The organism is Bacillus sp. JKS001846 (assembly GCF_900176455.1).
Classification (GTDB): Bacteria; Bacillota; Bacilli; order Bacillales; family Bacillaceae_G; genus Bacillus_A; species Bacillus_A cereus.
On record NZ_FWYG01000001.1, the window covers coordinates 2,764,875 to 2,789,337 of the forward strand.

Here is a 24,463-nt window from a genome sequence, read left to right on the forward strand (position 1 = left end):
AGGTGAAAAACGTGAAAGAAAGAACAATACAACCTGTTAATAACGGATTGAATGGCAATATTACAATCCCAGGTGATAAATCCATTTCACACCGTGCTGTTATGTTCGGTTCTATTGCAGAAGGGAAAACAATAATTAGAGGTTTCTTGCCCGGTGCAGACTGTTTAAGTACGATTTCATGTTTTAAAGAAATGGGAGTAGAAATTACGCAAAACGGTGATGAGGTTACTGTAGTTGGTAAAGGATTAGAAGGTTTACAAGAACCGAAAGCTGTATTAGATGTTGGTAATTCTGGTACAACAATCCGATTAATGTCAGGTATATTAGCTAACACACCATTTTTCTCTTGCGTACAAGGTGATGAATCTATCGCAAAAAGACCGATGAAGCGTGTAACAAACCCATTAAAACAAATGGGCGCAAACATAGACGGCCGAGAAGAAGGAACATTTACACCGTTAACAATACGTGGCGGCGATTTAAAAGCAATTGAATATATTTCTCCTGTTGCAAGTGCACAAGTAAAGTCGGCTATTTTACTTGCAGGTCTTCGTGCAGAAGGTGTAACAGCTGTTACAGAACCACATATTTCACGCGACCATACGGAAAGAATGCTCGAAGCATTTGGTGTTAAAGTAACTCGCGAAGGGAAAACAGTGAAGCTGTCAGGTGGACAAAAATTAACAGCAACAGACATTCAAGTGCCAGGTGACGTATCATCAGCAGCGTTTTTCTTAGTAGCAGGTGCAATCATCCCAAATAGTAAACTAGTATTACAAAATGTAGGAATGAATCCAACCCGTACAGGTATTATTGATGTTTTAGAAAAAATGGGTGCTACGTTCACTGTAGATCTAATTAACGAAGAGGCATCAGAACCAGCTGCAAATATTACAATCGAAACATCTTCATTAAAAGGAATTGAAATTGGCGGAGATATTATCCCTAGATTAATCGATGAGATTCCTGTAATCGCATTAGCGGCAACGCAAGCAAAAGGAATTACAGTAATTAAAGATGCACACGAATTAAAAGTAAAAGAAACAAACCGTATTGATACAGTCGTTGCTGAGTTAACGAAACTAGGAGCTCGCATAGAAGCAACTGATGACGGTATGATCATTTACGGAAAATCAGCTCTAAAAGGCAATACAGTAAATAGTTATGGTGATCACCGTATCGGAATGATGCTTGCAATTGCTGGCTGTTTGGCAGAAGGAAAAACAATTATTGAAGATGCAGAAGCAGTAGGTGTATCATATCCTACATTCTTTGACGAACTTCAAAAGTTAGCTAAATAAAAAGGGTGGAAAGCAGATACGTGATGTATCTGCTTTTTTTGTTAAAACGTCCTTGTAATTTCACTTATCGAACTATAATAGTAAGAATTATGATACAATTCAAACAGAGAATGGAGGAGAATTATATGAATGTCATACAATTAAAAGAAGATAAGTTTAGAGAAGCATTACGTTTATCAGAATACGCTTTTCAATATAAAGTAGATGAGGAACGATTACAGCAGCAACTTACAAAAATGAAGGAAAGTCATGAAATATACGGCATTATGGAAGGGGAAGACTTAGCTGCAAAACTACACCTCATCCCGTTTCATATTTACATAGGTAAAGAAAAATTTAAAATGGGTGGCGTTGCAGGAGTAGCGACGTATCCAGAGTACAGAAGAAGTGGGTATGTAAAAGAGCTACTTCAACATTCACTTCAAACAATGAAAAAAGATGGCTTTACAGTCTCTATGTTACATCCATTTGCTGTTTCGTTTTACCGTAAATACGGCTGGGAACTTTGTGCGAATCTACTCAAATGTCATATAAGTAAGAGCGATTTAGTGATGAAAAAACAAGTAAATGGTACTGTGAAACGTTTTAATAAAGAAAATCATCCAGAAGAAGTCGAGAAGCTCTATGAAGCATTTGCAGAACGTTTTTCATGTATGTTAGTTCGAGAGAAGAACTGGTGGTTACAAGCGGTTTATGATGATTTAACATTAGCGATTTACTATGATGAAAATAAAAAAGCAGCAGGTTACATGTTATACAAAATAGAAAACTATAAAATGACAGTAGAAGAATTTGTACCACTGCATAATGAAGCACGAAATGGTCTGTGGAACTTTATTTGTCAGCATGATTCTATGATTAAAGAAATTGAAATGACAGTAAGTGAAAGCGAACCGTTATTATATTCATTGCAAGAGCCACGCGTGAAGACAGAAATAAAACCATATTTTATGGGAAGAATTGTAGATGTAGAGCAGTTCTTAAAACAATATGAGTTGAATTGGAACAATGTAGAGCAAGAAGTGATCCTAAACATTACAGACGCATTTGCTCCGTGGAATAACATAACAGTGAGACTTGCAAATCATGAAATAACAATAATAAAAGAAAAAACAATAGATAAAGGCATCAAACTGGATATAAACGAGTTATCTACAATAATGTTCGGCTATAAACGTCCGTTACAACTGAATGAATTAGAATTAATTAGCGGAAGTGAAGAGGAAATACAAGCGTTTGAGAAAATAGTTCCGGTACGAGAAGCATTTATTTATGATTTCTTTTAAGTTTTCAATAGAAAATTGGGCTGCCCAAAAACAATTTTTGGGACAGCTTTCTCTTTGGTTGTCGGTAAGTCGATATATCCTGAAAATCGCTGATATAATTGGAGATGCGCCGATATATTCTGAAAATCGCTGATATAATTAGACTTGCGCTGATATATTCTAATAATCGTTGATATAATTTTTTCACTAAAACGTAACTATACTTTGTCACGCACTTGACTTTTAATCCATGTAATTTATAATTAAAAACGGAATGAATTTTCATTCCTGGAAATAGAGGTGGAAAAAATGGCTAAAAACAAACAAGAGGATATTTTTGATGCTGCGATGCAACTTTTTGCAGAGCGTGGTTACGATGGTACGACAATTCCAATGATCGCTGAAAAGGCAAAAGTCGGTGCGGGTACTATTTATCGCTATTTTGAAAATAAAGAGGCACTTGTTAACTCATTATTTTCAAAAAGTATGTTACAGCTTTCTGAAATAATAAAAACGGATTTTCCTGTTGAAGCAAATATTCGTGAACAGTTTAGTCATACGTACAACCGTTTATTTGAATTTGCGAGAAACAATGTAGATGCTTTTTTATTTACAAATTCTCACTGTGATAGTTATTTTCTTGATGAACAGAGTAAGAAAATATTTGATGATTTTATAGGCTTCTTTATGAATATTATTGAAGATGGAATCGCAAAAGGTTTTCTTCGTCCATTGCCTCCAGTTGCTTTAATTATTATTGTATATCAACCGCTAGAAAAATTAACGAAAGTAATTGCAACAGGGCAATTAGAATACTCGAAAGAGTTAGTAAAAGAATTAGAAGAAAGCTCTTGGAACGCTATTAGAATCATTTGATTCTATAGCTTTATAAGGAAAGGAATGAATATTCATTCCTAAATAGATTTAAAAAATGAGAGTAGGAAAGGATGTTTGTGTAACTAAGGGAATGAACATTCATTCCGGAAAGACTAGTTTAATAGAATTTACAAAATAATGTAATAGAACAATAGGAATGAACGTTCATTCCGTTACTAACGTGAAACTTTCAAAACGGGAGATGATTCAAATGAGCAAGTTAAAAAGTTGGAGAAGTTTATCTTTTCTATTATGGATAGTTATTACTATTACAATGGTCGTAACGATGCCTAATATGGATCAATTAGTGAAAGAAAAAGGGAAAATTACAATCCCTAATACAAAGCAAAGCAGTATTGCTGACAAGATGATGAAAGAGATGGATAAAGAAGGGGTTGAAAAGTATGAAATTATAGCCGTTTTTAATAGTGGCAATAAGGCAGCTTTAACAGATGAACAAAAAAAGGAAATAACAAAAACAATCAACGCCCTGCAAACTGAAAAAGAGCAATTAGGAATTAAGGAAGTTGTTTCACATTTAGACAATAAAGACTTGGAGAAACAATTAGTTTCTAAAGATAATACGACTATTTTAACGCAAATATCGATAGATAAAAAACATGGTGAAATATCAAAAGTTTCAAATAATCTTCATGAAAAAGTGCAAACGAAAGGGGTAAAAACGTATTTAACAGGAAGTGACTTAATAGCGGGTGATTTTCTTAAATCCTCTCAAGAGGGAGTGAAAAAGACAGAAGTTATTTCAATCATTTTCATTCTTGTAGTATTAATCCTCGTATTCCGTTCACCAGTTGTTCCAATTGTTTCTCTTCTTACAGTTGGTATATCGTATTTAGTTTCAATGGGGATTATTGCCCAGCTTGTAGATCAATTTAATTTTCCATTCTCAAACTTTACACAAGTGTTCGTAGTCGTCGTCCTGTTTGGGGTAGGAACAGATTATAACATTTTATTATATACGAGGTTTAAAGAAGAATTAAGTAAACAAGAAAATGCATTTTTAGCTACGAAAGAAACATTCAAATCAGCAGGTAAAACTGTATTATATAGCGGAATAGCGGTGCTAATTGGTTTTGCATCACTTGCTTTAGCAAGTTTTAAATTATATCAATCGACTTCAGCGGTAGCAATTGGTGTTTTAGTATTATTACTCGTATTAACGACTTTAAATCCATTTTTCATGGTGCTTTTAGGAAAAGGAATGTTTTATCCAGTTAAAACATTTAAAGGTCATGAGGATAGTCGCTTATGGGGATTCTTTGCGAAAAACTCAGTAGCAAGGCCATTTGTCGCTTTAATCATCGTATTCGTAATATCGATTCCTTTCGTATTAAAATACTCTAATACACTTAATTACAATGATTTATTTGAAGTGGATAATAAGTATGAATCCAAGATGGGTATTAACGTAATAGAGGATCATTTTCCGCCTGGTTTCTCTTCACCGAGTACATTAGTCATTCAATCTGATAAAAAGCTGGATGAAGGAACTTCTCTACAAATTTTAGACGAATTAACTGATAAAATTTCGAAAGTTAAAGGTGTGTCAGAAGTATATGCACCAACACGTCCAACTGGTGAGAAGATAAAAGAATTATATTTAAATAAGCAAGCGGGAGAATTGAATACAGGATTAGGAGATGCCGATGGTGGCATAAAGGAAATTAATGATGGATTAACAGATGCGAAAAATAAAATGGGAAGTAATGATTCAAATAGTCTTGCGAATGTTCAAAAATTAATTGATGGAACGAACGAGGTGAAAAACGGGGTATCAGCATTAGGAACAGCTTTACATCAATTATCAAATGGCATAAACGACGGTGCACAAGGAGCACAGCAAATTGAGAGTGGTTTAGCTTCAGTAAACGAAAATATAAATGTTCTATCTAATGCAACGTCGCAGCTGCATGCTGGTTATGCACAGTTAGAAAAAGGTTTAAACTCTTACGATCAATACTTCGGAAGTATTTCTCAAGCGATTGATGGTGCGAAAAAGGGATATGAACAAATTGAAATGTTAATGACCAATTTCGTTCAAACGAAACCAGAATTAGCGAATGATCCAAACATACAACAAACGATAGGAATTGCTAAAGAGGCTCAAAAGAAATTAAGCGTACTTTCAAATGAATTAAATCAATTAGCAACACAGCACAAAACGGCGATGAGTTCATTTAAAGAAGCGAATCAATCGTTACTGAAAGTGGATAACGGCTTAAAAGAAATGAGCAATGGAGTTAATAAGTTACAAAAGGGAGCAGCCGATCTTAAAAATGGATTAAATGAAGGTTCTTCAGGTTCAAAACAAATTGCAAATAAATCAGTTGAGTTACTATCTGGATTAACGAAAATAAACGATGGGCAAGGACAACTTTTAACGGGCCTTAAAGACCTGCAAGAAAAGATGGGGCAATTACAATCCGGTTTATCTAAAAGTACAGAAGGGCTTGGAAAAGTAAGTAATGGCCTGCATGACGCACAAAAATATTTAGGGGAGCTCAATGAATCGAAGAGCTCTGAGAAGTTTTATATTCCAAAAGAAGTGCTAGAGGGAGAAGATTTCCAAAAAGCATTGAACACGTACATGTCGCAGGATAGAAAAATTGCTAAAATGACTATCATTTTAGATGTAAATCCGTATTCAAAAGAAGCGATGCCAATTATTCAAGAAATCAATAAAACAATCGATGGCACTGTAAAGGGAACGGAATTACATGATGCGAAAACAGCAATTGGCGGAACAACAGCTAGAAACGTTGATTTAAAAGAAGTAACAGGGCAAGATTTCTTACGTACAGCTACAATTATGTTAATTGGAATTGCGATTGTATTAATCGTAATTACTCGCTCATTACTAAACACAATATTTATTATTGGCTCATTACTATTAGCGTACTTCGCATCACTCGGTATAAGCGAACAAATTAGTGCACATGTATTACATGTAGATTCATTAAGCTGGAATGTTCCATTCTTTAGCTTCATTATGATTGTCGCTTTAGGAGTGGATTATAGTATTTTCGTAATGATGCGCTATAACGAGATAGAAGGGGATTCGGTAACGAAAATTGTAACTGCATCTCGTCATATAGGAGGAGTTGTATTATCAGCTGCGCTAATTTTAGGCGGGACATTTGCAGCATTAATTCCATCAGGTGTATTAACACTTATACAAGTTGCATCAGTAGTTGGCGTTGCACTTCTTCTATTAGCTTTAATTGTGATGCCGATATTATTACCGGCGTTAATAGGGTTAACGAGTAAAATGAAGAGTTACAAAGAGAAAATAATAAATACGAAATAAGAAGAGACTGTAGGGAATGATTTCTCTACAGTTTTTTCGGTATATAATATTTCAGATGAAAATGAATCCGATATATTACAGAATGAGCAGTGAAAGGTTATATGAGAAAGAGGTCGATGATATACATACAATAGCTAGGGGAATGGACAAAAACTATCCGATTTCATTGTAGAAAGGTAATCAACCGTTGCTATTCATCCAGCTTCTACTATATAATAGCTATAGTCTACAATAATTGAGTCGTAATATGCGATTTTTTAAGACAATCGGTGAGAAAACGCTGAAATAAGCGGTATTAGTAGGAGGACACAAATGATTACAGTAAGTAACGTTAGTTTGCGTTTCGCGGATCGCAAATTATTTGAAGATGTTAACATAAAATTCACGCCAGGTAACTGCTACGGTTTAATCGGAGCAAACGGTGCTGGTAAATCTACATTCCTAAAGATTTTATCTGGAGAAATTGAACCATCAACAGGTGACATACATATTACGCCAGGTGAGCGTCTAGCAGTATTAAAACAGAACCACTTCGAATATGAAGAGTTCCCAGTATTAGAAACAGTAATTATGGGTCACACGCAACTTTACAAAGTAATGCAAGAGAAAAATGCTATTTACATGAAAGAAGACTTTAGTGATGAAGATGGAATGCGCGCTGCTGAACTTGAAGGTGAGTTCGCTGAGCTTAACGGTTGGGAAGCTGAGTCAGAAGCTGCAATTCTTCTTAAAGGTTTAGGTATTGGTGAAGACCTTCATGATAAGAAATTGTCAGAATTAACTGGGGCAGAGAAAGTAAAAGTATTACTTGCTCAAGCTTTATTCGGTCAACCTGATATTCTATTATTAGATGAGCCTACCAACCACTTGGACTTAAAAGCGATTCAATGGTTAGAAAATTTCTTAATGAACTTTGAAAACACAGTTATCGTAGTATCCCATGACCGTCACTTCTTAAATAAAGTATGTACGCACATGGCTGACCTTGATTTCGGTAAAATTCAACTTTATGTTGGTAACTATGACTTCTGGTATGAGTCAAGCCAATTAGCTTTAAAATTAACACAAGATGCTAATAAGAAAAAAGAAGAGAAAGTAAAAGAGTTACAAAACTTCATTGCACGCTTTAGTTCAAACGCTTCTAAAGCGAAACAAGCAACTTCTCGTAAAAAATTATTAGACAAAATTACATTAGATGATATTAGACCGTCATCACGTCGTTACCCATTCGTTGGCTTCACACCTGAGCGTGAAGTAGGGAATGACTTATTAACTGTTGAAGGTCTTTCTAAAACAATTGATGGTGAAAAAGTGTTAGATAATGTGTACTTCACTTTAAATAAAGGTGATAAAGTTGCATTTATCGGCCGTAACGATATTGCGATGACAACATTATTTAAAATTCTTATGGGTGAAATGGAGCCGGATAGCGGTTCATTCAAATGGGGTGTTACAACCTCTCAATCTTACTTCCCAAGAGATAACTCTAAGTACTTTGAGAACAGTGATTACAACTTAGTTGAATGGTTACGTCAATTCTCTCCACAAGATGAGTCTGAAAGCTTCTTACGTGGTTTCTTAGGCCGTATGTTATTCTCAGGTGAAGAAGTTAAGAAGAACGTTTCTGTATTATCTGGAGGCGAAAAAGTTCGTTGTATGTTATCTAAAATGATGTTAAGTGGTGCGAACGTAATCACACTTGACGATCCAACGAACCACTTAGACCTTGAGTCAATCACAGCATTAAACAACGGTTTAATTGCATTCAAAGGTACAATCTTATTCACATCTCATGACCATCAGTTCGTGCAAACAATTGCAAACCGCATTATCGAAGTAACACCAAACGGTGTAATCGATAAAGAGGCTACTTATGATGAGTTCTTAGAAAATGAGGAACTTCAAAAACAAGTAGATGCAATGTACAAAGGTCAATAATATATAATGAAAAAACTCGTTCTTTTTAGAGCGAGTTTTTTTGTCGAGAAAACGTAACATCGCTGGTCGGTCAAATGAATAATTATTCAAATATAATATTAATGAACAGGAGAATTCTTTCATGTATGGAAGGGATGTAATGACTTTAAGATTTAAAGAGTTAGTTGAAGAAGGGAAATGTAAGTGGAGTAATATAATCAAATCGTATTATTTTGTCATGTGAAATATGTACCAAATTTGGAGATAGAATAGTTTGCGAATGAGTTTATAAAGGTATATAGTATGGGGTGTCATAATTAGTGGATGAATCTTGGGAGAAAACAGGAAATGTTACAAATTTATTTTGTTAAATAGAAACCAAGGTCAAAATGTCTAGAAAGAAATAGTTGAATAAATACTAGCTTCAAATTATAATTACTAATATTCTTCATATAGTTAAATAAAGATAATCTATTTGAAGAAGAAAATTTGAATAGAGAGACAGACTTATAAAAAATAAGCCTTGGATGATCAAAAGAGGTGGAGAAATGAAACAGTTCTTATTAAAGAGCAAAAGTGTGTTAAGCAATCATTTTGGATTCTTTCTGTTTGCCGTTATTTTATTGTGGCTCAAAACATATGCAGCTTATGTAACGGAATTCAATTTAGGAATTTCAAACACAATCCAAAAATTCTTGCTGTTTTTTAACCCGCTTAGTTCAGCAGTTCTATTTTTAGGACTTGCATTATTTGCAAAAGGGAAACGATCTTATATTTGGTTAATTATCATTAATTTGTTATTGTCGATTCTTTTATACGCAAACGTAGTATACTATCGCTTTTTCAGTGACTTTATTACGTTCCCGACATTAACACAAACGAATAACTTTGGAGATTTAGGTGGTAGTATTCTTGCGTTGCTACATCTTTATGATCCATTATACTTCTTAGACACGATTATATTAATTGTGTTAGTCGCAACAAAATTTGCAAATCCAAAACCAATTCGTGTTGCGAAGCATAAATTATCTCTAGTATTTGTAGTAGGTATTTTATTATTCAGTGTTAACTTAGGTCTTGCAGAGTCTGACCGTCCTGAATTATTAACAAGAACGTTTGACCGTAATTATATTGTGAAATATTTAGGTGCATACAACTACACAATTTATGATGGAATTCAAAGTGCGAAAGCATCGACAGAACGAGCATTAGCGGATGGCGATAATATGACAGAAGTACGAAATTATTTAACATCAACTTATGCAAGTCCAAATCCTGAGTATTTCGGTAAAGGAAAGGGAATGAACGTAATTTACATTCATTTAGAGTCATTCCAAAACTTCTTAATTGATTACAAATTAAATGGTCAAGAAGTTACACCGTTCTTAAACTCATTTACAAAAGATGCGAATACACTATACTTTGATAACTTCTTCCATCAAACAGGACAAGGGAAAACATCAGATGCGGAGTTTATGTTAGAGAATTCAATGTTTGGCTTACCGCAAGGTTCTGTTTTTACAACGAAATCTCATAATACGTATCAATCAGCACCAGCTATTTTAGGACAACAAGGATACACATCAGCAGTATTCCACGGTAACTACAAAACATTCTGGAACCGTGACGATATTTATAAATCATTTGGTTTTAATAAATTCTTTGATGCGTCATACTACGATATGAATGAAAAAGACGTAGTAAACTACGGATTAAAAGATAAACCGTTCTTTAATGAATCTATTCCGTTATTACAAACGTTGAAACAACCGTTCTATACAAAGTTTATTACGTTATCGAACCATTTCCCTTATCCAATCGATAAGGCAGAAGCAACGATTGAACCAGCAACAACAGGTGATTCATCAGTAGATACGTACTTCCAAACAGCACGCTATTTAGATGAATCTGTAAAAGGCTTCATCGATTACTTGAAACAATCTGGTTTATATGATAACTCAATTATTGTTATGTACGGAGACCATTACGGTATTTCAGATAATCATAATGCAGCAATGTCAAAAGTAATGGGTAAAGAAATGAACTCATTTGAAAATGCACAGTTACAACGTGTACCATTAATCGTTCGTGTACCAGGAGTGAAAGGTGGCGTACAACATCAATACGGTGGTGAAATTGACGTTCTTCCAACGCTATTACACTTACTAGGTACAGATACAAAGAATTATGTTCAATTCGGTTCTGATTTATTATCACCAGATCATAAACAAGTCGTTGCGTTCCGTAACGGTAACTACGTAAGCCCAACAGTTACTGCACTAAACGGCAAATACTATGATACAACTACTGGAAAACCTGTAGAATTTACAGATGAAATAAAGAAAAATGAACAAATGGTTCAAAACTCACTAAAATACTCTGACCAAGTCGTAAATGGTGACTTATTACGATTCTACACACCGGAAGGATTCACTCCAGTAGATCGTTCGAAGTATAACTATAACAACCGTGATAAAAACAAAACGAAGGTAAAAACGACTCCGGAAGGGGAAGCTAAATAAATAATAAAAGGCGCTATTCATATGAATAGCGCCTTTTATTTGTAAATATACCATCATTATGAGACAAAACCAGCTGTTGCTTTTTGTTTTGTCTTTCCGAAGAAAACTACACCGACGATGATAATAATGATAAATGCCCATTTAACGAAAGGGTTACTTTCGAAAAATCCAGCGAACCATTTCTCATCTACAATCATTTTCGCGGCAGTATAAGCTAAAACGGCTGCTCCGATCGTAATGATGACAGGAAAACGATCCACCCATTTTAAAATTAATGTGCTGCCCCATACGACTACTGGAATAGACACTAATAGTCCGATGATTACTAAAGAAAAGTTACCATGGGCAGCTCCTGCAACAGCGAGTACATTATCAATGCCCATTAACGCATCAGCAATAATAATGGTTTTAATAGCAGACCAAAATCCTTCTTCGGCTTTAATATCATGATTTTTGCCCTCAGCGATCAGCTTGTAAGCGATCCAAATAAGAAGTACACCACCAATTAGGAGTAATCCAGGTATTTTTAATAACCAAACGACAACTAAGGTAGCGAGAGCCCTAATAGCGATTGCTCCAATGGTTCCCCAAATGATAACTTTCTTTTGTTGGTCTTTCGGTAATCTTCTTGCTGCTAATCCAATTACGATGGCATTATCTCCGGCTAACACTAAATCGATTACAATAATGGCAAGCAAGGCAGACAAATATTCAGGTGAAAGAAAATCCATATACATATCACTCCTTAAGAGTAATATGTGCTAAAGTGTTGATAATATAAAAAAGGATTGAAATTGTATATTCAATCCTTTTTTGACTGTATTCTGATATGTATGTTTTTATTTTGAATAAGTCGCTTTTGTAGTTTTTACTTATCGCGTTTCTTTCTTAAATTGATTCCAAGTTTCTTCAGTTTGCACTATAAATACGATTATATAACATCTACTTATTTAAACTAGGTTAAAGATAGCATGTGATATTTCAAAGTTAAATTTATTTGATAAAAGGGAAGGGACGTATAATATTGATATGGTGCAAGCGTGTATAGGTTTTCTCTATAAGGAAATTCTAAAAACGATAAAAAAGACTTGATAACCTACTAGAGGGGATCAAGTCTTTTCATTACATACGATTATCATGCCAGAAGTTTAATGGGAAGTGTTCGTTCTCATTATATGCTTCTAATTCATATCCTTTTTCTTTCAGTCCTTTAATAATTCCAGGTACTGCTTTTACTGATTGTGGATGAATATCATGCATAAGGATAACTTCTGTTGGGTTTGTAGAATGAGCTAGAACGTTTTCTACAATTTTAGCTGATGCAGCATCAACTTGCATTTTGTTATATTTCCAGTCTAAAGAATCAATTGTCCAATCCCAAACTTTTAAGCCATTGTCTACAACTTTGTTGCGAAGAGCTTCGTTTAATCCTGGCATAGAGCCGTAAGCTGGACGAGTTAATACTGGTGATTTACCTAAAACACCAGCGATTAAGCCTTGGTCTTCCTTCATTTCATCTACGTAATGACCTTCAGTATAAAGTTTCTTGTAGTTATGAGTCATACTGTGCATCCCAACGTAGTGGCCTTCAGCATCTTCGCGTTTTACAAGATCAGGGAAAGCTTTTACGTTTGAACCAATTAGGAAAAATGTTGCTTTTGCATTTTCTTTCTTTAACATATCTAAAAGCTCAGCTGTGTATTTTCCAGGACCGTCATCAAATGTTAAATAAGCGACTTTTCTAACTTGCCCGTTATAATGTTTTGGAGCTTCTTTCGGAGCAAGAGATGTTTGAATCTCACTTACAAGTTGAACAGATTTTGCTTCATCCTCTGTACTAGCTAAAGCAGTATGTACTGATCCAAAAGCCGCTTCGTATGTGAATAATACTCCCGCACAAACTAACATAGCCCTTTTTACTAAAGTTGTCATTCGAATTCCATTGTGCATAATTTTCCTTCTCTCTATAAAAGTTCTACTCTACTATATTAGCAATTATAGGTAGGGAAATGCAAAGAAACTTTTTTACACTTGTAAAAAAGTTTACCCAAAAGTATGCAAGATTTTATATCAATTGCAGTTTTGAAAAATAGAATGAATTTAAACTTTATTATTTAAACTTTCAATCACCAAATCATACTTTCGTATCACTTCGTTTTCGTTCCAAATATTGATTCGAATATTTTTGATTTTTATTAAAATATTGGTAAAGAAACAATTATATGAAAAAAGGAGCGGGAATATGAATAATTATATTTGCACTACATGTGGAGTACAGTATCCCGAAAATGAAGAAGCACCTTCTCACTGTAAAATTTGTAATGAGGAAAGGCCATATGTTAATCCAATTGGGCAGTCATGGATAACATTAGAAACAATGCAAAATAGCAATTTATACTAAAGACCTATTGTTTATTAACTAATAGGTCTTTCAACTTAGGAAGCTCACACTAATGAGGGATGTTAAAGGGAATATATCTAACCTATACTAATTACTATAAAGCTTTGGAAAATGAAAAGGAGGAGATTTGCATGAAGAATTGGGTTCAATTTAGAATTGCAAGACCAACAGATAAATTGGAAGAAGTGATTAGTTTTTATGAAACAGGATTAGGATTAAAACGTATAGGGGAATTTCACAATCATGAAGGATATGACGGGGTTATGTTTGGATTACCAGATGAAGAGTATCATTTGGAGTTTACTTCACATGTTAATGGAAGTCCATGTCCGGCACCGACAAAAGATAATTTACTAGTTTTTTATATGCCTAATAAAGATGAAATTGAAAATATAGTAAATCGATTAAGTAATATGGGCTACCATGAGGTGGAACCAGAAAACCCGTATTGGATAGAGAAAGGAACCACCATAGAGGATCCAGATGGTTGGAGAATTGTGCTTATGAATGCATCTGAATAAGGAAACTATTTTCATATGAAATAGAGTGTAGCAAAATGATTTAGACATAAATCCCTACAGCGTTTGTAGGGATTTTTATATAAGAAAATCTTATTGAGAGAGTTATTAAAATGTAGAAAGTATTTTGGCTAAGAATAAATGTAGTAAACATAATTTATGAAGGAGGTATAAAAGTATGATAGTAAACCATTTTAAAGAGTTTTCTAAACATGTTGGAAATACACATCTCATTAAAAGTTCTTTCGTAGTTTATATCTTATTCTACGGAAAATTGATACCATCAAAAAACTGTATGTTTAACATGTATAGTTTTTTGATGGTGTAGCTGTGCAATGTTTAAAAATTTCACATACCGTATTTTAAAAATAAATATAGGAAAACCAAAAAGTAATGTAGAATATATCGTACATACATATATACAGTCAACATAAAAGATAAAGAGGTGGGTATATGTTACTTGAGGAAGTAATGCAGCAACTAGAGGAATATGGAACAGAACAAAATCGAAAAACGTATAAAAACCACGGAGCGAAAGAGCCGTTATTTGGAGTTAGTTTTGCGAATTTAAAATTGTTAAAAAAGAAGATAAAAAAAGATCATGATTTAGCAGTTGGATTGTGGGAAACGAAAAATATGGACGCAATGACATTAGCAACTTATATTTTAGATCCGAAAAAAATAACGACAGAACAGCTTAATAGTTGGATTCAGGATGTTGATTATTACTGTTTGATGGATGTTCTTATGACATCTATATGTACTTCGCCAATTGCAATAGAAAGAATGGAAGAGTGGACAAAGTCTAATGATGAATGGATTGGAAGAGCTGGCTGGTCTTTATTAGCAAATATAGCGATTAAAAATAAAACGTTACATGATGATTTCTTCTCTCCGTACTTAGAAGAGATTAAAGAAAATATACATAATGAAAAAAATAGAAAAAAAGAAGCGATGAATAGTGCTTTAATCGCAATAGGAATTCGTAATGAAGACTTAGAGCGACAAGCGATTGAAATTGCACGTGAAATTGGAAAAGTAGAGGTTGATCACGGTGCAACATCATGTAAAACACCAGATGCAGAAAGCTATATAAAAAAAGCGAGAGAAAGAGCTGAAAAAAAGAAAGTGAAATAAGAAAAGAGGATCGGTTATGAAAGCAATTGACGCAGCACAAAACATAATTACATTACAATTTTCGAATTGTGATGTAGCTTTACTCGGCGGAAGCGTTGCACGAGGAGAAGCGACGAAAACATCTGACCTTGATATTGTAATAGTTGACCAAAGTTTAACTTCTTGCTATAGGGAATCTTTCTATAGTAATGGATGGCCTGTTGAGGTGTTTGTTCATAATTTTGAAACATATAAAACCTTTTTCAAAATGGATTGTGATCGAGGGAGACCGTCGTTACCACAATTAGTTTCGGAAGGGATTGCATTAAAAGGGGAAAAGGAAATTGTTGAGAAATTAAAAAAAGAAGCGAATGATTTACTACATAAAGGACCAGCTAAATGGACCGAAGAAACGATTAAGCAGAAGCGATATTTTATTACGGATACTTTAGATGACTTTATTGGTGCAACAAAAAGAGAAGAAGAATTGTTTATCGCTAATTTATTAGCGGATTTAGTACATGAATATGTATTAAGAGTAAATGGTAAGTGGCTTGGGAGTTCAAAATGGTTTATTAGGGTGCTAAGAAGATATGATGAGCAATATGCAAACAAATTTGTAGCCGCTTTTGATCATTTTTATAAAACGGGAGAGAAAAATGAATTAATTTATTTTATAGAAAAGACGTTAGAACAGTATGGTGGAAGAGTGTTCGAATGATTTTCTATTGGTAAATAAAAAGGGGCGAGAAAAATGAATGTACCATATGTTCAATTAAGAGAATTGACACTAGATGATGTAGAAAATCGCTATCAATGGTCATTAGATAGAGATGTAACAAAGCATTTAGTTGTACCAGATCAATATCCTCCATTCACTCGTGGAGATACGAGAAACTGGATTGAAGCTTGTATAAGCCGAAAAAATGGTTATGAACAAAGGGCAATCGTTACTGAGAAAGGTATACATATTGGATGGGTAGACCTTAAAAATTTTGATAAAACAAATAAAAATGCTGAACTAGGAATTGCGATTGGAAATAAAGACTATTGGGGTAAAGGATTTGGAATGGCAGCTCTAAACAGCATGTTACAAATAGGTTTTTCTCAGTTTGAATTGGAGAAAATTTGGTTACGTGTAGATGAAGATAATACAAAAGCTAAAAAGAGTTATGAAAGTGCCGGATTTGTATGCGAAGGGTTAATGAGAAATGATCGATTGAGACAGGGGAAGTTCATTCATCGCTATCGTTACAGTATATTAAAAGAAGAGTATGAATCAAAAAAGTAGCCTATAAAAATATTATGTAAATTAAAAAGGGGGAAATAAAATGATTCGATTACTTACAAAAGCGGATGCAAAACAATATTGGGAGTTGCGTTTACAAGCATTACAAGTAAATCCAGAAGCATTTGTAACGACTTATGAAGAAGCAGTACGTCAAGAAAACCCTCTTGAACGAGTTGCTAGTAATCTTTCATCCAATAGTAGTTTTACATTTGGTGCTTTTAATAATGAAAATCGTTTAGTTGGGGTTGTTACTTTATTAACAGAAGAAAAAGACGCATATAGGCATAAAGGACATATCGTTGCAATGTATGTAGATACTGAAAATCGAAGAAGTGGTCTTGCACGTGATTTAATACGTAAAGCAATTGAAAGGGCAAAAGAGATGAAGCTAGAGCAATTGAATTTAGGGGTTGTGTCAACGAACGAACCAGCCAAACGATTATATGAATCAATGGGATTTAAAACATACGGAATTGAAAAAAGGGCTATAAAAATGAATAGTGTGTATAGTGATGATGAACATATGGTGTTGTTCTTTTAAGAGAGGAAGTTTTGTATGAAAAAGGCGAAACTGCGACAATAAGATGGGGAATATGGCATATAGCAGATCATAATTGGTATCATCAAGCTCATATCAGTCGTTTGAGGAAATTATACAGAGAATATAAACTACATATTCTTTAATTTTTGAATGAACGAACGCTCCAAAATAATAATTAAAGGAGGCGTTTGTTTTTATTCGTTCGCTTTTCTTCCCAAGCTATCATTAAATTTTTATGATAATCTTTTGGTTTTTCAATAGAAAACCAGTAAATTGAATGTGCAATAGTTGGTAGCCATCTTTTATAGCGGATGTGTATATTTTCATGGTGAGTATAGTAGGTCGAGATTAAAGTAGATTTTGACCCTTAAAAATTTTAATATGTAATGGCCTCGATTTCATACCAATGCACTTTATTCCCATGTAAATCTACTACAATTCCTTCATCATCCCAAAGTGAAATGTAAGTTTGTATGTAGATTTTTAATCGCGTATACTAAAATATATGTCATAGAGATAAAAAATTAAATACAAGGGGTTTTACAATGAAAGCAATTGTTATAGGGATACTGGCATCATTTTTCTTTGCCTTTACTTTTGTTTTAAACAGGGCAATGGACTTAGAAGGTGGAAGCTGGATTTGGAGTGCATCATTACGGTACTATTTTATGGTTCCAATGTTATTACTTATTGTTATGTATAGAGGGAACTTAAAGCAACTCTTTCAATATATGAAAAACAATCCGAAAGAATGGTTAGTATGGAGTATCGTTGGATTTGGTCTCTTTTATGCGCCGCTTAGTTTTGCTGGAGCGTTCGGACCAGGTTGGCTTGTTGCATCAACATGGCAAATTACAATCGTTGCAGGGATTTTGTTAACACCATTTTTTGCGGTGAATCCACTACATAAAAAACTTCCGATGAAGGAATTAGTTATGTCGGGCATTATTTTATTCGGTGTTGTTCTCATGCAAGTAGAACATGCTTCTTCATTAGGTATTCGTGAAACCGTTTTATGTGTAGTTCCTGTACTTATTGCAGCATTTGCGTATCCTCTTGGAAATAGAAAAATGATGCAAGTTTGTAAAGGGGAATTAGATGTATTTCAGCGAGTACTCGGTATGACATTAGCAAGTTTACCATTTTGGTTTTTATTATCTGGTTACGAAGTATCAACAGGCGGATTACCGTCAAGTAGCCAAGTTTTTCAATGTTTTATTGTAGCAGTTAGCTCTGGGTTAATCGCGACAGTATTATTTTTCTTTGCAACAGATCTTGTGAAAGATGATCCGCAAAAATTAGCAACAGTGGAAGCGACGCAGTCTGGTGAAGTTTTATTTGCGCTAGTAGGAGAGCTGATCTGGTTATCTGCACCAATTCCGTCATCATTATCTTGGATTGGTATGAGTCTCGTTATTATTGGAATGATACTTCATAGTTATGTGGCTGTCGTTGTAAAAAAAGAAGAAAAAATAACGGCGTAATGAGATTAGCTCTTTTTATTAAGAGTTAGTCTTTTTTTCATAGAAAGGGATGAAAATATGAATTTACATCGCGTTGAACAAATTGAAAAAGATTCAATATTAAATGTGCTACAATATGCCGTCGGTCCAAATGAAATAAGCTTAAAGAAAGCAGTATTATTTTATCAAAGTAATAAAGGGACTTTGTACAAATATGAAGAAAAAGCTTGTCTAGGTATTGAAGTAATCGGAGCAACTAAAGCACGAGTATGTCATATAGCAGTGGCTCCAGATTATCGTCAAAAAGGAATTGCACTGCAAATGATTAAAGAAGTGGTAAGGATATATCAATTGACTTATATAGAAGCAGAGACAGACGATGGGGCGGTAGAATTTTATAAAAGAATTGGTTTTCAAGTTAAAAGTTTAGGAGAAAAATATCCAGGGATAGAAAGATTTCATTGTTACATGGAAAAATAGCATGAAAATATACAATTGTACATATTGAATATAGTTTGAAAAAAATAATAATTTCATTATATAATATAGGTATCTGGAAAAATATAGATAAAAGAAGATGGGTGTATAACAAGTGAGAATGGATAAAAGTAAGTTTATAAAAATAGCTACTTCAATAGGGGTGTCATCTTTTTTATTAACAGGTTGTGGTGATTATGAAGAAGAAACTGCTCAGCAAGAAAGTACAGCTGTTAAAACAGATGGTGCAAAACAAAGAAATGAGCAAGAAACATTAAATTGTGATGATAAAGCCCCAACCAATGAAAATGTAGAGAAAGATGAGTTATGCAAGGAAAATAATCCGTCATTTTCATCTTATCATGAAAACTCTCATTTACCGATACTTCCATTTGTAGCAGGATATTTATTAGCGAGTAGAACTTCAAATATGAATTATACAGCAAAACCAAATTTAATGAAGAAACCGTATGCAAATAATGTTATTCCATATCGTGAAAAAGATGAGCGTAGAACAGGTGGCGGTAGTAGCGGTGGTTATTCTGGTGGTTCTAACGGTAACAATAATACTTCCAATAAAGTAGATTTAAATAAACAGCAGCCAAATCCATCCAATAAAGTAACACCAGATACAAATATGCCAAAATCATCTACTACGCAAACACCGAAAGTAAACTCTGGTTCAAGTGGAATTGGAAACGCAAAAGCGCCAGCAGGATCCTAAAACGAAAGGGTAATGGAGTAATGTATACAGAACGAGAGCAAGAAGAGTATATGAAAGTATGGTTTTCACTTGCAGAAGAGGCTAGTAGGAATGGTTTCACTTGGCCTAGTCTGTTAGAGAATGAAGAATGGAATCAATATATGGCAACAGGGATGTATCGCATGCCAGCAAAAACTTATACTGCTATCTCAAAAGCGACAGAAGAAATCATGTATGTGTTATATAGAACGTATCAATATATTGTAAATACGACAGAAGATTTTCAAAAACTTGGATTCCCAGCTGAAGCGTGGGAAATGGCGAGAATGAAACATAATGGTTTATTTTCATATTTTACAAGGTTTGATTTTATCGTAAATGGTGACGATATAAAATTAATAGAAGTAAATTGTGATACGCCAACAGGCTATTTAGAACCGTCTGTCGCAAATGAAGTGTTATGCCGTTATCATGATGTAAATCACCCAAACCATATAGAAGAGCATATTGTGCAGGCATGGGAACAAATTAAACATGACTATCATATAGGCCCTGAAGAGACGATATATTTTACTAGTTATGATTGGCACGATGAAGATAGTCAAACGGTTCAGTTTTTAAGAACGTATTGCTTAAATCAGTCAACGGACTATGTAGGAATACAAGACATTGTCGTTGCGGAAGATGGTATATATACGCCAAGTGGAGAAAAAATAAAATATTTATATAGACTGTATCCAATAGAGTATTTAGTAACGGACGTTGATAAGAATGGAAAAAGGATTGGTTTACAATTTTTAGATCATATTGCGCAAGAAAGAGTGAAAATTATTAATCCGCCAGCCGCGTTTGTTATGCAAAACAAAAGTGTACTCGCACTAATTTGGAAGCTTTATGAAGAAAGTGTTTTCTTTACAGAAGAAGAGCAAGACATTATTTATAAATACTTTCTACCAACATATTTTTCAAATAAGCGATTTCTAGAAAGACATGAATCATACGTTTCAAAACCTGTATTTGGTCGTGAAGGTGGCGGCGTATCTATATACGAAAATGATGAATTATTAGCTGAAGATAAAACAGAGTATTACTTTGAACAAAGGAAGATATACCAGCAATACATAGAAATGCCTGACTATACCATTGACACATGGGATGGTCCATATACTGGTAAACTATTAATTGGCTCTCACTGTATAAGTGGAAGAGCAGCAGGCTTATTTTTACGTGTAGGTGAGAAAATAACGGGAAACTTATCAATGTTTACTGGGGTTACAATTGAAGGATAAAGTAAACAAAGAGCTCATCATTTGTGATGAGCTCTTTCGTCTATGTATAAAACAGCTTTTTATGGTTGGATGTAAAATCTTCACTTTCTTTTTGTGTTTTAAATCTGAATATTATAATTCAAATATTTTTTTGTGTAATAATATTACTATTTTTTATAGATGTGAAAAATGATTAAGTTAAAAATTAAGAAAAATATGATAATATATTTATATAAAAGTTTAAATTTACGTAGCTAGTGGGGGAACCAATATGAAAATGAATGAAATAGTAGCAAGTACACAATTTCCAAATACAATCGAAACAATAACAAAAGATTTAAAAGCATTAGGAGTCGAAAAAGGAATGACAATTATCGTTCATTCATCACTAAGTTCTATCGGGTGGATATCTGGTGGTGCGGTTGCTGTAGTAGAAGCATTAATGAAAGTTGTTACGGAAGAAGGAACGATAATAATGCCAACGCAATCTTCGGATTTGTCCGATCCGAAACATTGGTCAAGACCACCTGTACCGGAAGACTGGTGGCAAATTATCCGAGATAACGTCCCAGCATTTGATTCACGTATAACCCCAACAAGGGAATGGGTGAAATAGTTGAATGTTTTCGTACATATCCGAATGTAGTACGTAGTAATCATCCGTTAGGAAGTTTTGCTGCATGGGGAAAACATGCAGTAGAAATAACAATGAACCATTCGTTATCAATGAGCTTTGGAGAAGAATCTCCATTAAGAAAAATATATGATTTAGACGGGTACGTATTATTAATTGGTGTTGGATATGATTCCAATACGTCTGTTCATTTATCCGAGGTGCGTTCTGGTGCATGTGAGTTAATACAAGTAGGAGCACCTATTATAGAAAACGGTGAAAGAGTGTGGAAAGAGTTTTTTGAAATGGATTACGAATCTGAGAAGTTTGTAGAAATTGGTGTGGAGTTTGAGCGAAAAGGAACTGTAAAAAATGGGAAGATAGGGAATGCAACGTGTCGTCTAATGAAACAGCGTGATATAGTTGACTTTGGAACAGAATGGTTTCGTAAGAAAAATTAGTAAGGGATGGTTACAATGAAGGGGAAAAAGGTATTAATTACGAGCGGTGGTTGTCTAGAAAAATGGGATCAAGTACGCGGGCATACGAATATGGCCAAAGGTACAATCGGAAGGATAATCGCAGAAGAACTTCTAGCTAAAGGGGCACATGTTATATATTTACACGGTTATTTTGCGGAGAAACCGAGTGATGTACATAGAGGGTTAGAATTACATCCATTTGAAGGAATCGTTGATTTACAAGATAAAATGAAAAGTATCATATCACATGAAAAGATTGATGCAGTCATTATGGCAGCGGCTGGATCAGATTGGATTGTGGAGAAAATTTGTGATCAAGATGGTAATGTTCTTAATATGAACGGAAAAATTTCAAGTGATATAGCACCGATTATTCACTTTCAAAAGGCTCCAAAAGTATTAAAACAAATAAAAGAATGGGACCCAGAAACAGTACTTGTTGGTTTTAAACTTGAAAGTGATTTAAATGAAGAAGAACTGTTTGAAAGAGCAAAAAATAGAATGAAAGAAGCAAGGGCGAATGTAATGATTGCGAATTCACCACATTCTTTATATTCGCGCGGAGCTGTGCATTATGTAATTGGACAGGATGGTAAAGGGAAGTTGTGTAATGGGAAAGATGAAACAGCGAAAGAAATTGTCAAAAGCTTAGAGTTATTATGTAATCGTGTCACTGCTTTTTAAAATTAAGTTTTTAGATGAGAATGAATCCGCATAGTAATAAGTAAGCGAAACTTTAATTGGTGGGAATTTTACTTTTACACGAATGTGAAGCGTATACCAATCAAGAGCTATACACAGAATAATTGGTGAGGAGTGGATTCTATGGAACATTTATTAAAGCAAGCTATTAAACTTAGAAACGAAAAGAAATATGCGCAGTCTAAAGAGATGCTTATAGGATTAACAAACTTTACAAAGGATGCAGAAGTACTGTATCAGTGTGCGTGGATACATGATGTAATGGGGCTAGAAACAGAAGCAGTTCCGTATTATGAGCAGGCAATCGCAAATGGACTTGATGGCGAATCGCTTTGCGGTGCTTATATTGGTTTAGGAAGTACATATCGTTGTATAGGGGAATATGAAAAGGCAATTACAGTATTAGAAGCTGGGGTGAAAAAATTCCCAGAGAACGCTCCGATGAAAGTATTTTTATCATTAGCAAAATATAACGTAAACGATCACGAATCAGCGATGAAATTATTACTTGAAACTGTCGTGAAAGTAGAGGAAGTAAAAGAATTTGAACGTGCCATTTCATTTTATAAAGACCATTTAAATGAGGTTTTTAAATAAAGGAGTGAACGTATGGAGGTTACACTATCACGAAGGCGAAAAGGTGTTTGGATTGGACTCGTCTTTTTAATTATGCTACCAAACTATTTATTGTATGCCCTTCCAATTGTACCAGTTGCGCCGAAAGAAGTTGTGCTTGGGTCATTATTAGATTGCATGTTTGTCATTCCAATCATCACGTATTTCTTCATTATTCGAAAAAGATACTCGTTAACGTATATAGTTCCTGTTGTAATAGCTGGTTATATTTTTGCGAGATTTATTATTCCAAGTGACTATTTACAAGCTTTTTCATTCATCTCTTATATTATTGTTGCGGCTGAAATTGCATTTGTAGGTCTAGAATTATTCCTTCTCTATAAAATTGTTAGAGTGCTTCCTAAAATAATAAAAAAATATAAAGAATATAGAAGAGAAAATTATTCCTTTTCTTATGCAATTGATGCAGCGTTTGACGCTACTATGAAAAGAAGTAAGTTAGTAGATGTCATTCTAACAGAGTGTAAGTTAATCTATTATGCGTTTTTATCGTGGCGTGAAAAAGTACCAACAGGTAAATCTGTATACTCATATCATAAAAAGACTGGTGCTATAGGTGTGTATATCATGATTATTCATGCAACAATAATTGAAAGCATTGGTTTTCATTATTTACTACATCAGTGGAATCCAGTAATAGCATGGATTTTACTTATTTTAAATGTATACGCGATGATTTATTTTATAGCTGAAATACAAGCGATGCGCAAAAATCCCCTTGTCGTAACAGAAGAACAAGTAGTCATTCAAATCGGATTAGGAAAGAAAATTGTTATGCCATTTACACAAATTGATAATATTGCGTTCTACAAGGGTGAATTGCTAACGGCAAAAGAAAGGAAACAGGTATTGGATGCAACTGTTATGGAGTTCATAAAAGAACCTGCTACTTTTGAAATAACATTAAAAGAGCCAGTGAAAGCGTAGTTGTTATACGGCTTTTCTAAAACAGTAAGTCGTGTTTACTTAAATGTTGATGAAGAACGAAAATTTTATGATGCGGTTAAGGAAAAGTTAAAACATGAGTAATAGTGCTGTTAGTT

General features: G+C 34.1%; 19 protein-coding genes and 3 pseudogenes. 20 read left to right on the forward strand and 2 right to left on the reverse strand.

Going from position 1 to position 24,463, the window contains the following annotated elements; all coding sequences use genetic code 11:
• Nucleotides 1–11 precede the first annotated feature (11 nt).
• From aroA to B9A45_RS14895, 6 genes are all read left to right on the forward strand, one after another.
• Nucleotides 12–1,301: a 3-phosphoshikimate 1-carboxyvinyltransferase gene (gene aroA / locus B9A45_RS14865; protein WP_084064201.1), complete on the forward strand. Its 1,290-nt coding sequence runs from the start codon at nt 12–14 to the stop codon at nt 1,299–1,301.
• A 125-nt stretch (nt 1,302–1,426) separates the two neighbouring features.
• Nucleotides 1,427–2,587, forward strand: a complete 1,161-nt coding sequence (locus tag B9A45_RS14870) for a GNAT family N-acetyltransferase (protein WP_001100915.1) — start codon at nt 1,427–1,429, stop codon at nt 2,585–2,587.
• Between the two features lie 288 nt (nt 2,588–2,875).
• Nucleotides 2,876–3,442, forward strand: coding sequence for a TetR/AcrR family transcriptional regulator (locus B9A45_RS14880; protein ID WP_001107303.1), 567 nt, complete (start codon nt 2,876–2,878; stop codon nt 3,440–3,442).
• Nucleotides 3,443–3,653: 211 nt separating this feature from the next.
• Nucleotides 3,654–6,770, forward strand: a complete 3,117-nt coding sequence (locus tag B9A45_RS14885) for an MMPL family transporter (protein ID WP_142263063.1) — start codon at nt 3,654–3,656, stop codon at nt 6,768–6,770.
• A 312-nt stretch (nt 6,771–7,082) separates the two neighbouring features.
• Complete coding sequence (locus tag B9A45_RS14890; protein WP_000633864.1) at nt 7,083–8,708, forward strand: ABC-F family ATP-binding cassette domain-containing protein; 1,626 nt, start codon at nt 7,083–7,085, stop codon at nt 8,706–8,708.
• A gap of 527 nt (nt 8,709–9,235) precedes the next feature.
• Nucleotides 9,236–11,209 (forward strand): LTA synthase family protein, encoded by a 1,974-nt coding sequence (locus B9A45_RS14895; RefSeq protein WP_000808774.1) that lies wholly within the window; start codon nt 9,236–9,238, stop codon nt 11,207–11,209.
• 56 nt (nt 11,210–11,265) lie between these two features.
• Here the strand turns inward: B9A45_RS14895 and B9A45_RS14900 are convergent, their stop codons facing one another.
• Together B9A45_RS14900 and B9A45_RS14905 are read right to left on the reverse strand one after the other, a co-directional pair.
• Nucleotides 11,266–11,940, reverse strand: a complete 675-nt coding sequence (locus B9A45_RS14900; protein WP_084064203.1) for a TerC family protein — start codon at nt 11,938–11,940, stop codon at nt 11,266–11,268.
• A 391-nt stretch (nt 11,941–12,331) separates the two neighbouring features.
• On the reverse strand, nt 12,332–13,159 hold the full coding sequence (locus B9A45_RS14905) for a peptidoglycan-N-acetylglucosamine deacetylase (RefSeq protein ID WP_000551443.1): 828 nt from the start codon (nt 13,157–13,159) through the stop codon (nt 12,332–12,334).
• A 582-nt stretch (nt 13,160–13,741) separates the two neighbouring features.
• Between B9A45_RS14905 and B9A45_RS14915 the strand changes: the two genes are divergently transcribed.
• The 14 genes and pseudogenes from B9A45_RS14915 to B9A45_RS14985 all read left to right on the forward strand — a co-directional run bounded on the left by B9A45_RS14915 (nt 13,742) and on the right by B9A45_RS14985 (nt 24,449).
• Nucleotides 13,742–14,131 (forward strand): VOC family protein, encoded by a 390-nt coding sequence (locus B9A45_RS14915; protein ID WP_000800677.1) that lies wholly within the window; start codon nt 13,742–13,744, stop codon nt 14,129–14,131.
• Nucleotides 14,132–14,581: 450 nt separating this feature from the next.
• Nucleotides 14,582–15,265 (forward strand): DNA alkylation repair protein, encoded by a 684-nt coding sequence (locus tag B9A45_RS14920; protein ID WP_000923455.1) that lies wholly within the window; start codon nt 14,582–14,584, stop codon nt 15,263–15,265.
• Nucleotides 15,266–15,281: 16 nt separating this feature from the next.
• On the forward strand, nt 15,282–15,965 hold the full coding sequence (locus B9A45_RS14925; RefSeq protein ID WP_084064204.1) for a nucleotidyltransferase domain-containing protein: 684 nt from the start codon (nt 15,282–15,284) through the stop codon (nt 15,963–15,965).
• 33 nt (nt 15,966–15,998) lie between these two features.
• Nucleotides 15,999–16,535 carry a GNAT family N-acetyltransferase gene (locus B9A45_RS14930; RefSeq protein WP_084064205.1) on the forward strand — a complete coding sequence of 179 codons (537 nt, stop codon included), beginning with the start codon at nt 15,999–16,001 and terminating at the stop codon, nt 16,533–16,535.
• 40 nt (nt 16,536–16,575) lie between these two features.
• Complete coding sequence (locus B9A45_RS14935; protein WP_084064206.1) at nt 16,576–17,076, forward strand: GNAT family N-acetyltransferase; 501 nt, start codon at nt 16,576–16,578, stop codon at nt 17,074–17,076.
• A 5-nt stretch (nt 17,077–17,081) separates the two neighbouring features.
• Nucleotides 17,082–17,219 (forward strand): annotated as a pseudogene (locus B9A45_RS14940) (DinB family protein); the annotation flags it as partial.
• 402 nt (nt 17,220–17,621) lie between these two features.
• Nucleotides 17,622–18,560: a DMT family transporter gene (locus B9A45_RS14950; protein WP_084064208.1), complete on the forward strand. Its 939-nt coding sequence runs from the start codon at nt 17,622–17,624 to the stop codon at nt 18,558–18,560.
• A gap of 57 nt (nt 18,561–18,617) precedes the next feature.
• On the forward strand, nt 18,618–19,019 hold the full coding sequence (locus tag B9A45_RS14955; RefSeq protein ID WP_053514303.1) for a GNAT family N-acetyltransferase: 402 nt from the start codon (nt 18,618–18,620) through the stop codon (nt 19,017–19,019).
• A 112-nt stretch (nt 19,020–19,131) separates the two neighbouring features.
• The gene (locus B9A45_RS14960; protein WP_084064209.1) at nt 19,132–19,740 is read left to right on the forward strand and encodes a hypothetical protein; all 609 of its coding nucleotides are present in this window, start codon (nt 19,132–19,134) and stop codon (nt 19,738–19,740) included.
• A 20-nt stretch (nt 19,741–19,760) separates the two neighbouring features.
• Entirely contained in the window at nt 19,761–21,008 is a 1,248-nt protein-coding gene (locus B9A45_RS14965; RefSeq protein ID WP_000287883.1) for a glutathionylspermidine synthase family protein, read from the forward strand.
• Between the two features lie 250 nt (nt 21,009–21,258).
• Nucleotides 21,259–22,061: pseudogene (locus B9A45_RS14970) on the forward strand (AAC(3) family N-acetyltransferase).
• 15 nt (nt 22,062–22,076) lie between these two features.
• A complete protein-coding gene (locus tag B9A45_RS14975) occupies nt 22,077–22,766 on the forward strand; it encodes a phosphopantothenoylcysteine decarboxylase domain-containing protein (protein ID WP_000676724.1) in 690 nt (229 codons plus the stop codon).
• Nucleotides 22,767–22,907: 141 nt separating this feature from the next.
• Complete coding sequence (locus B9A45_RS14980) at nt 22,908–23,381, forward strand: tetratricopeptide repeat protein (protein WP_000400636.1); 474 nt, start codon at nt 22,908–22,910, stop codon at nt 23,379–23,381.
• 12 nt (nt 23,382–23,393) lie between these two features.
• Nucleotides 23,394–24,449: pseudogene (locus B9A45_RS14985) on the forward strand (hypothetical protein).
• Nucleotides 24,450–24,463: the final 14 nt, after the last annotated feature.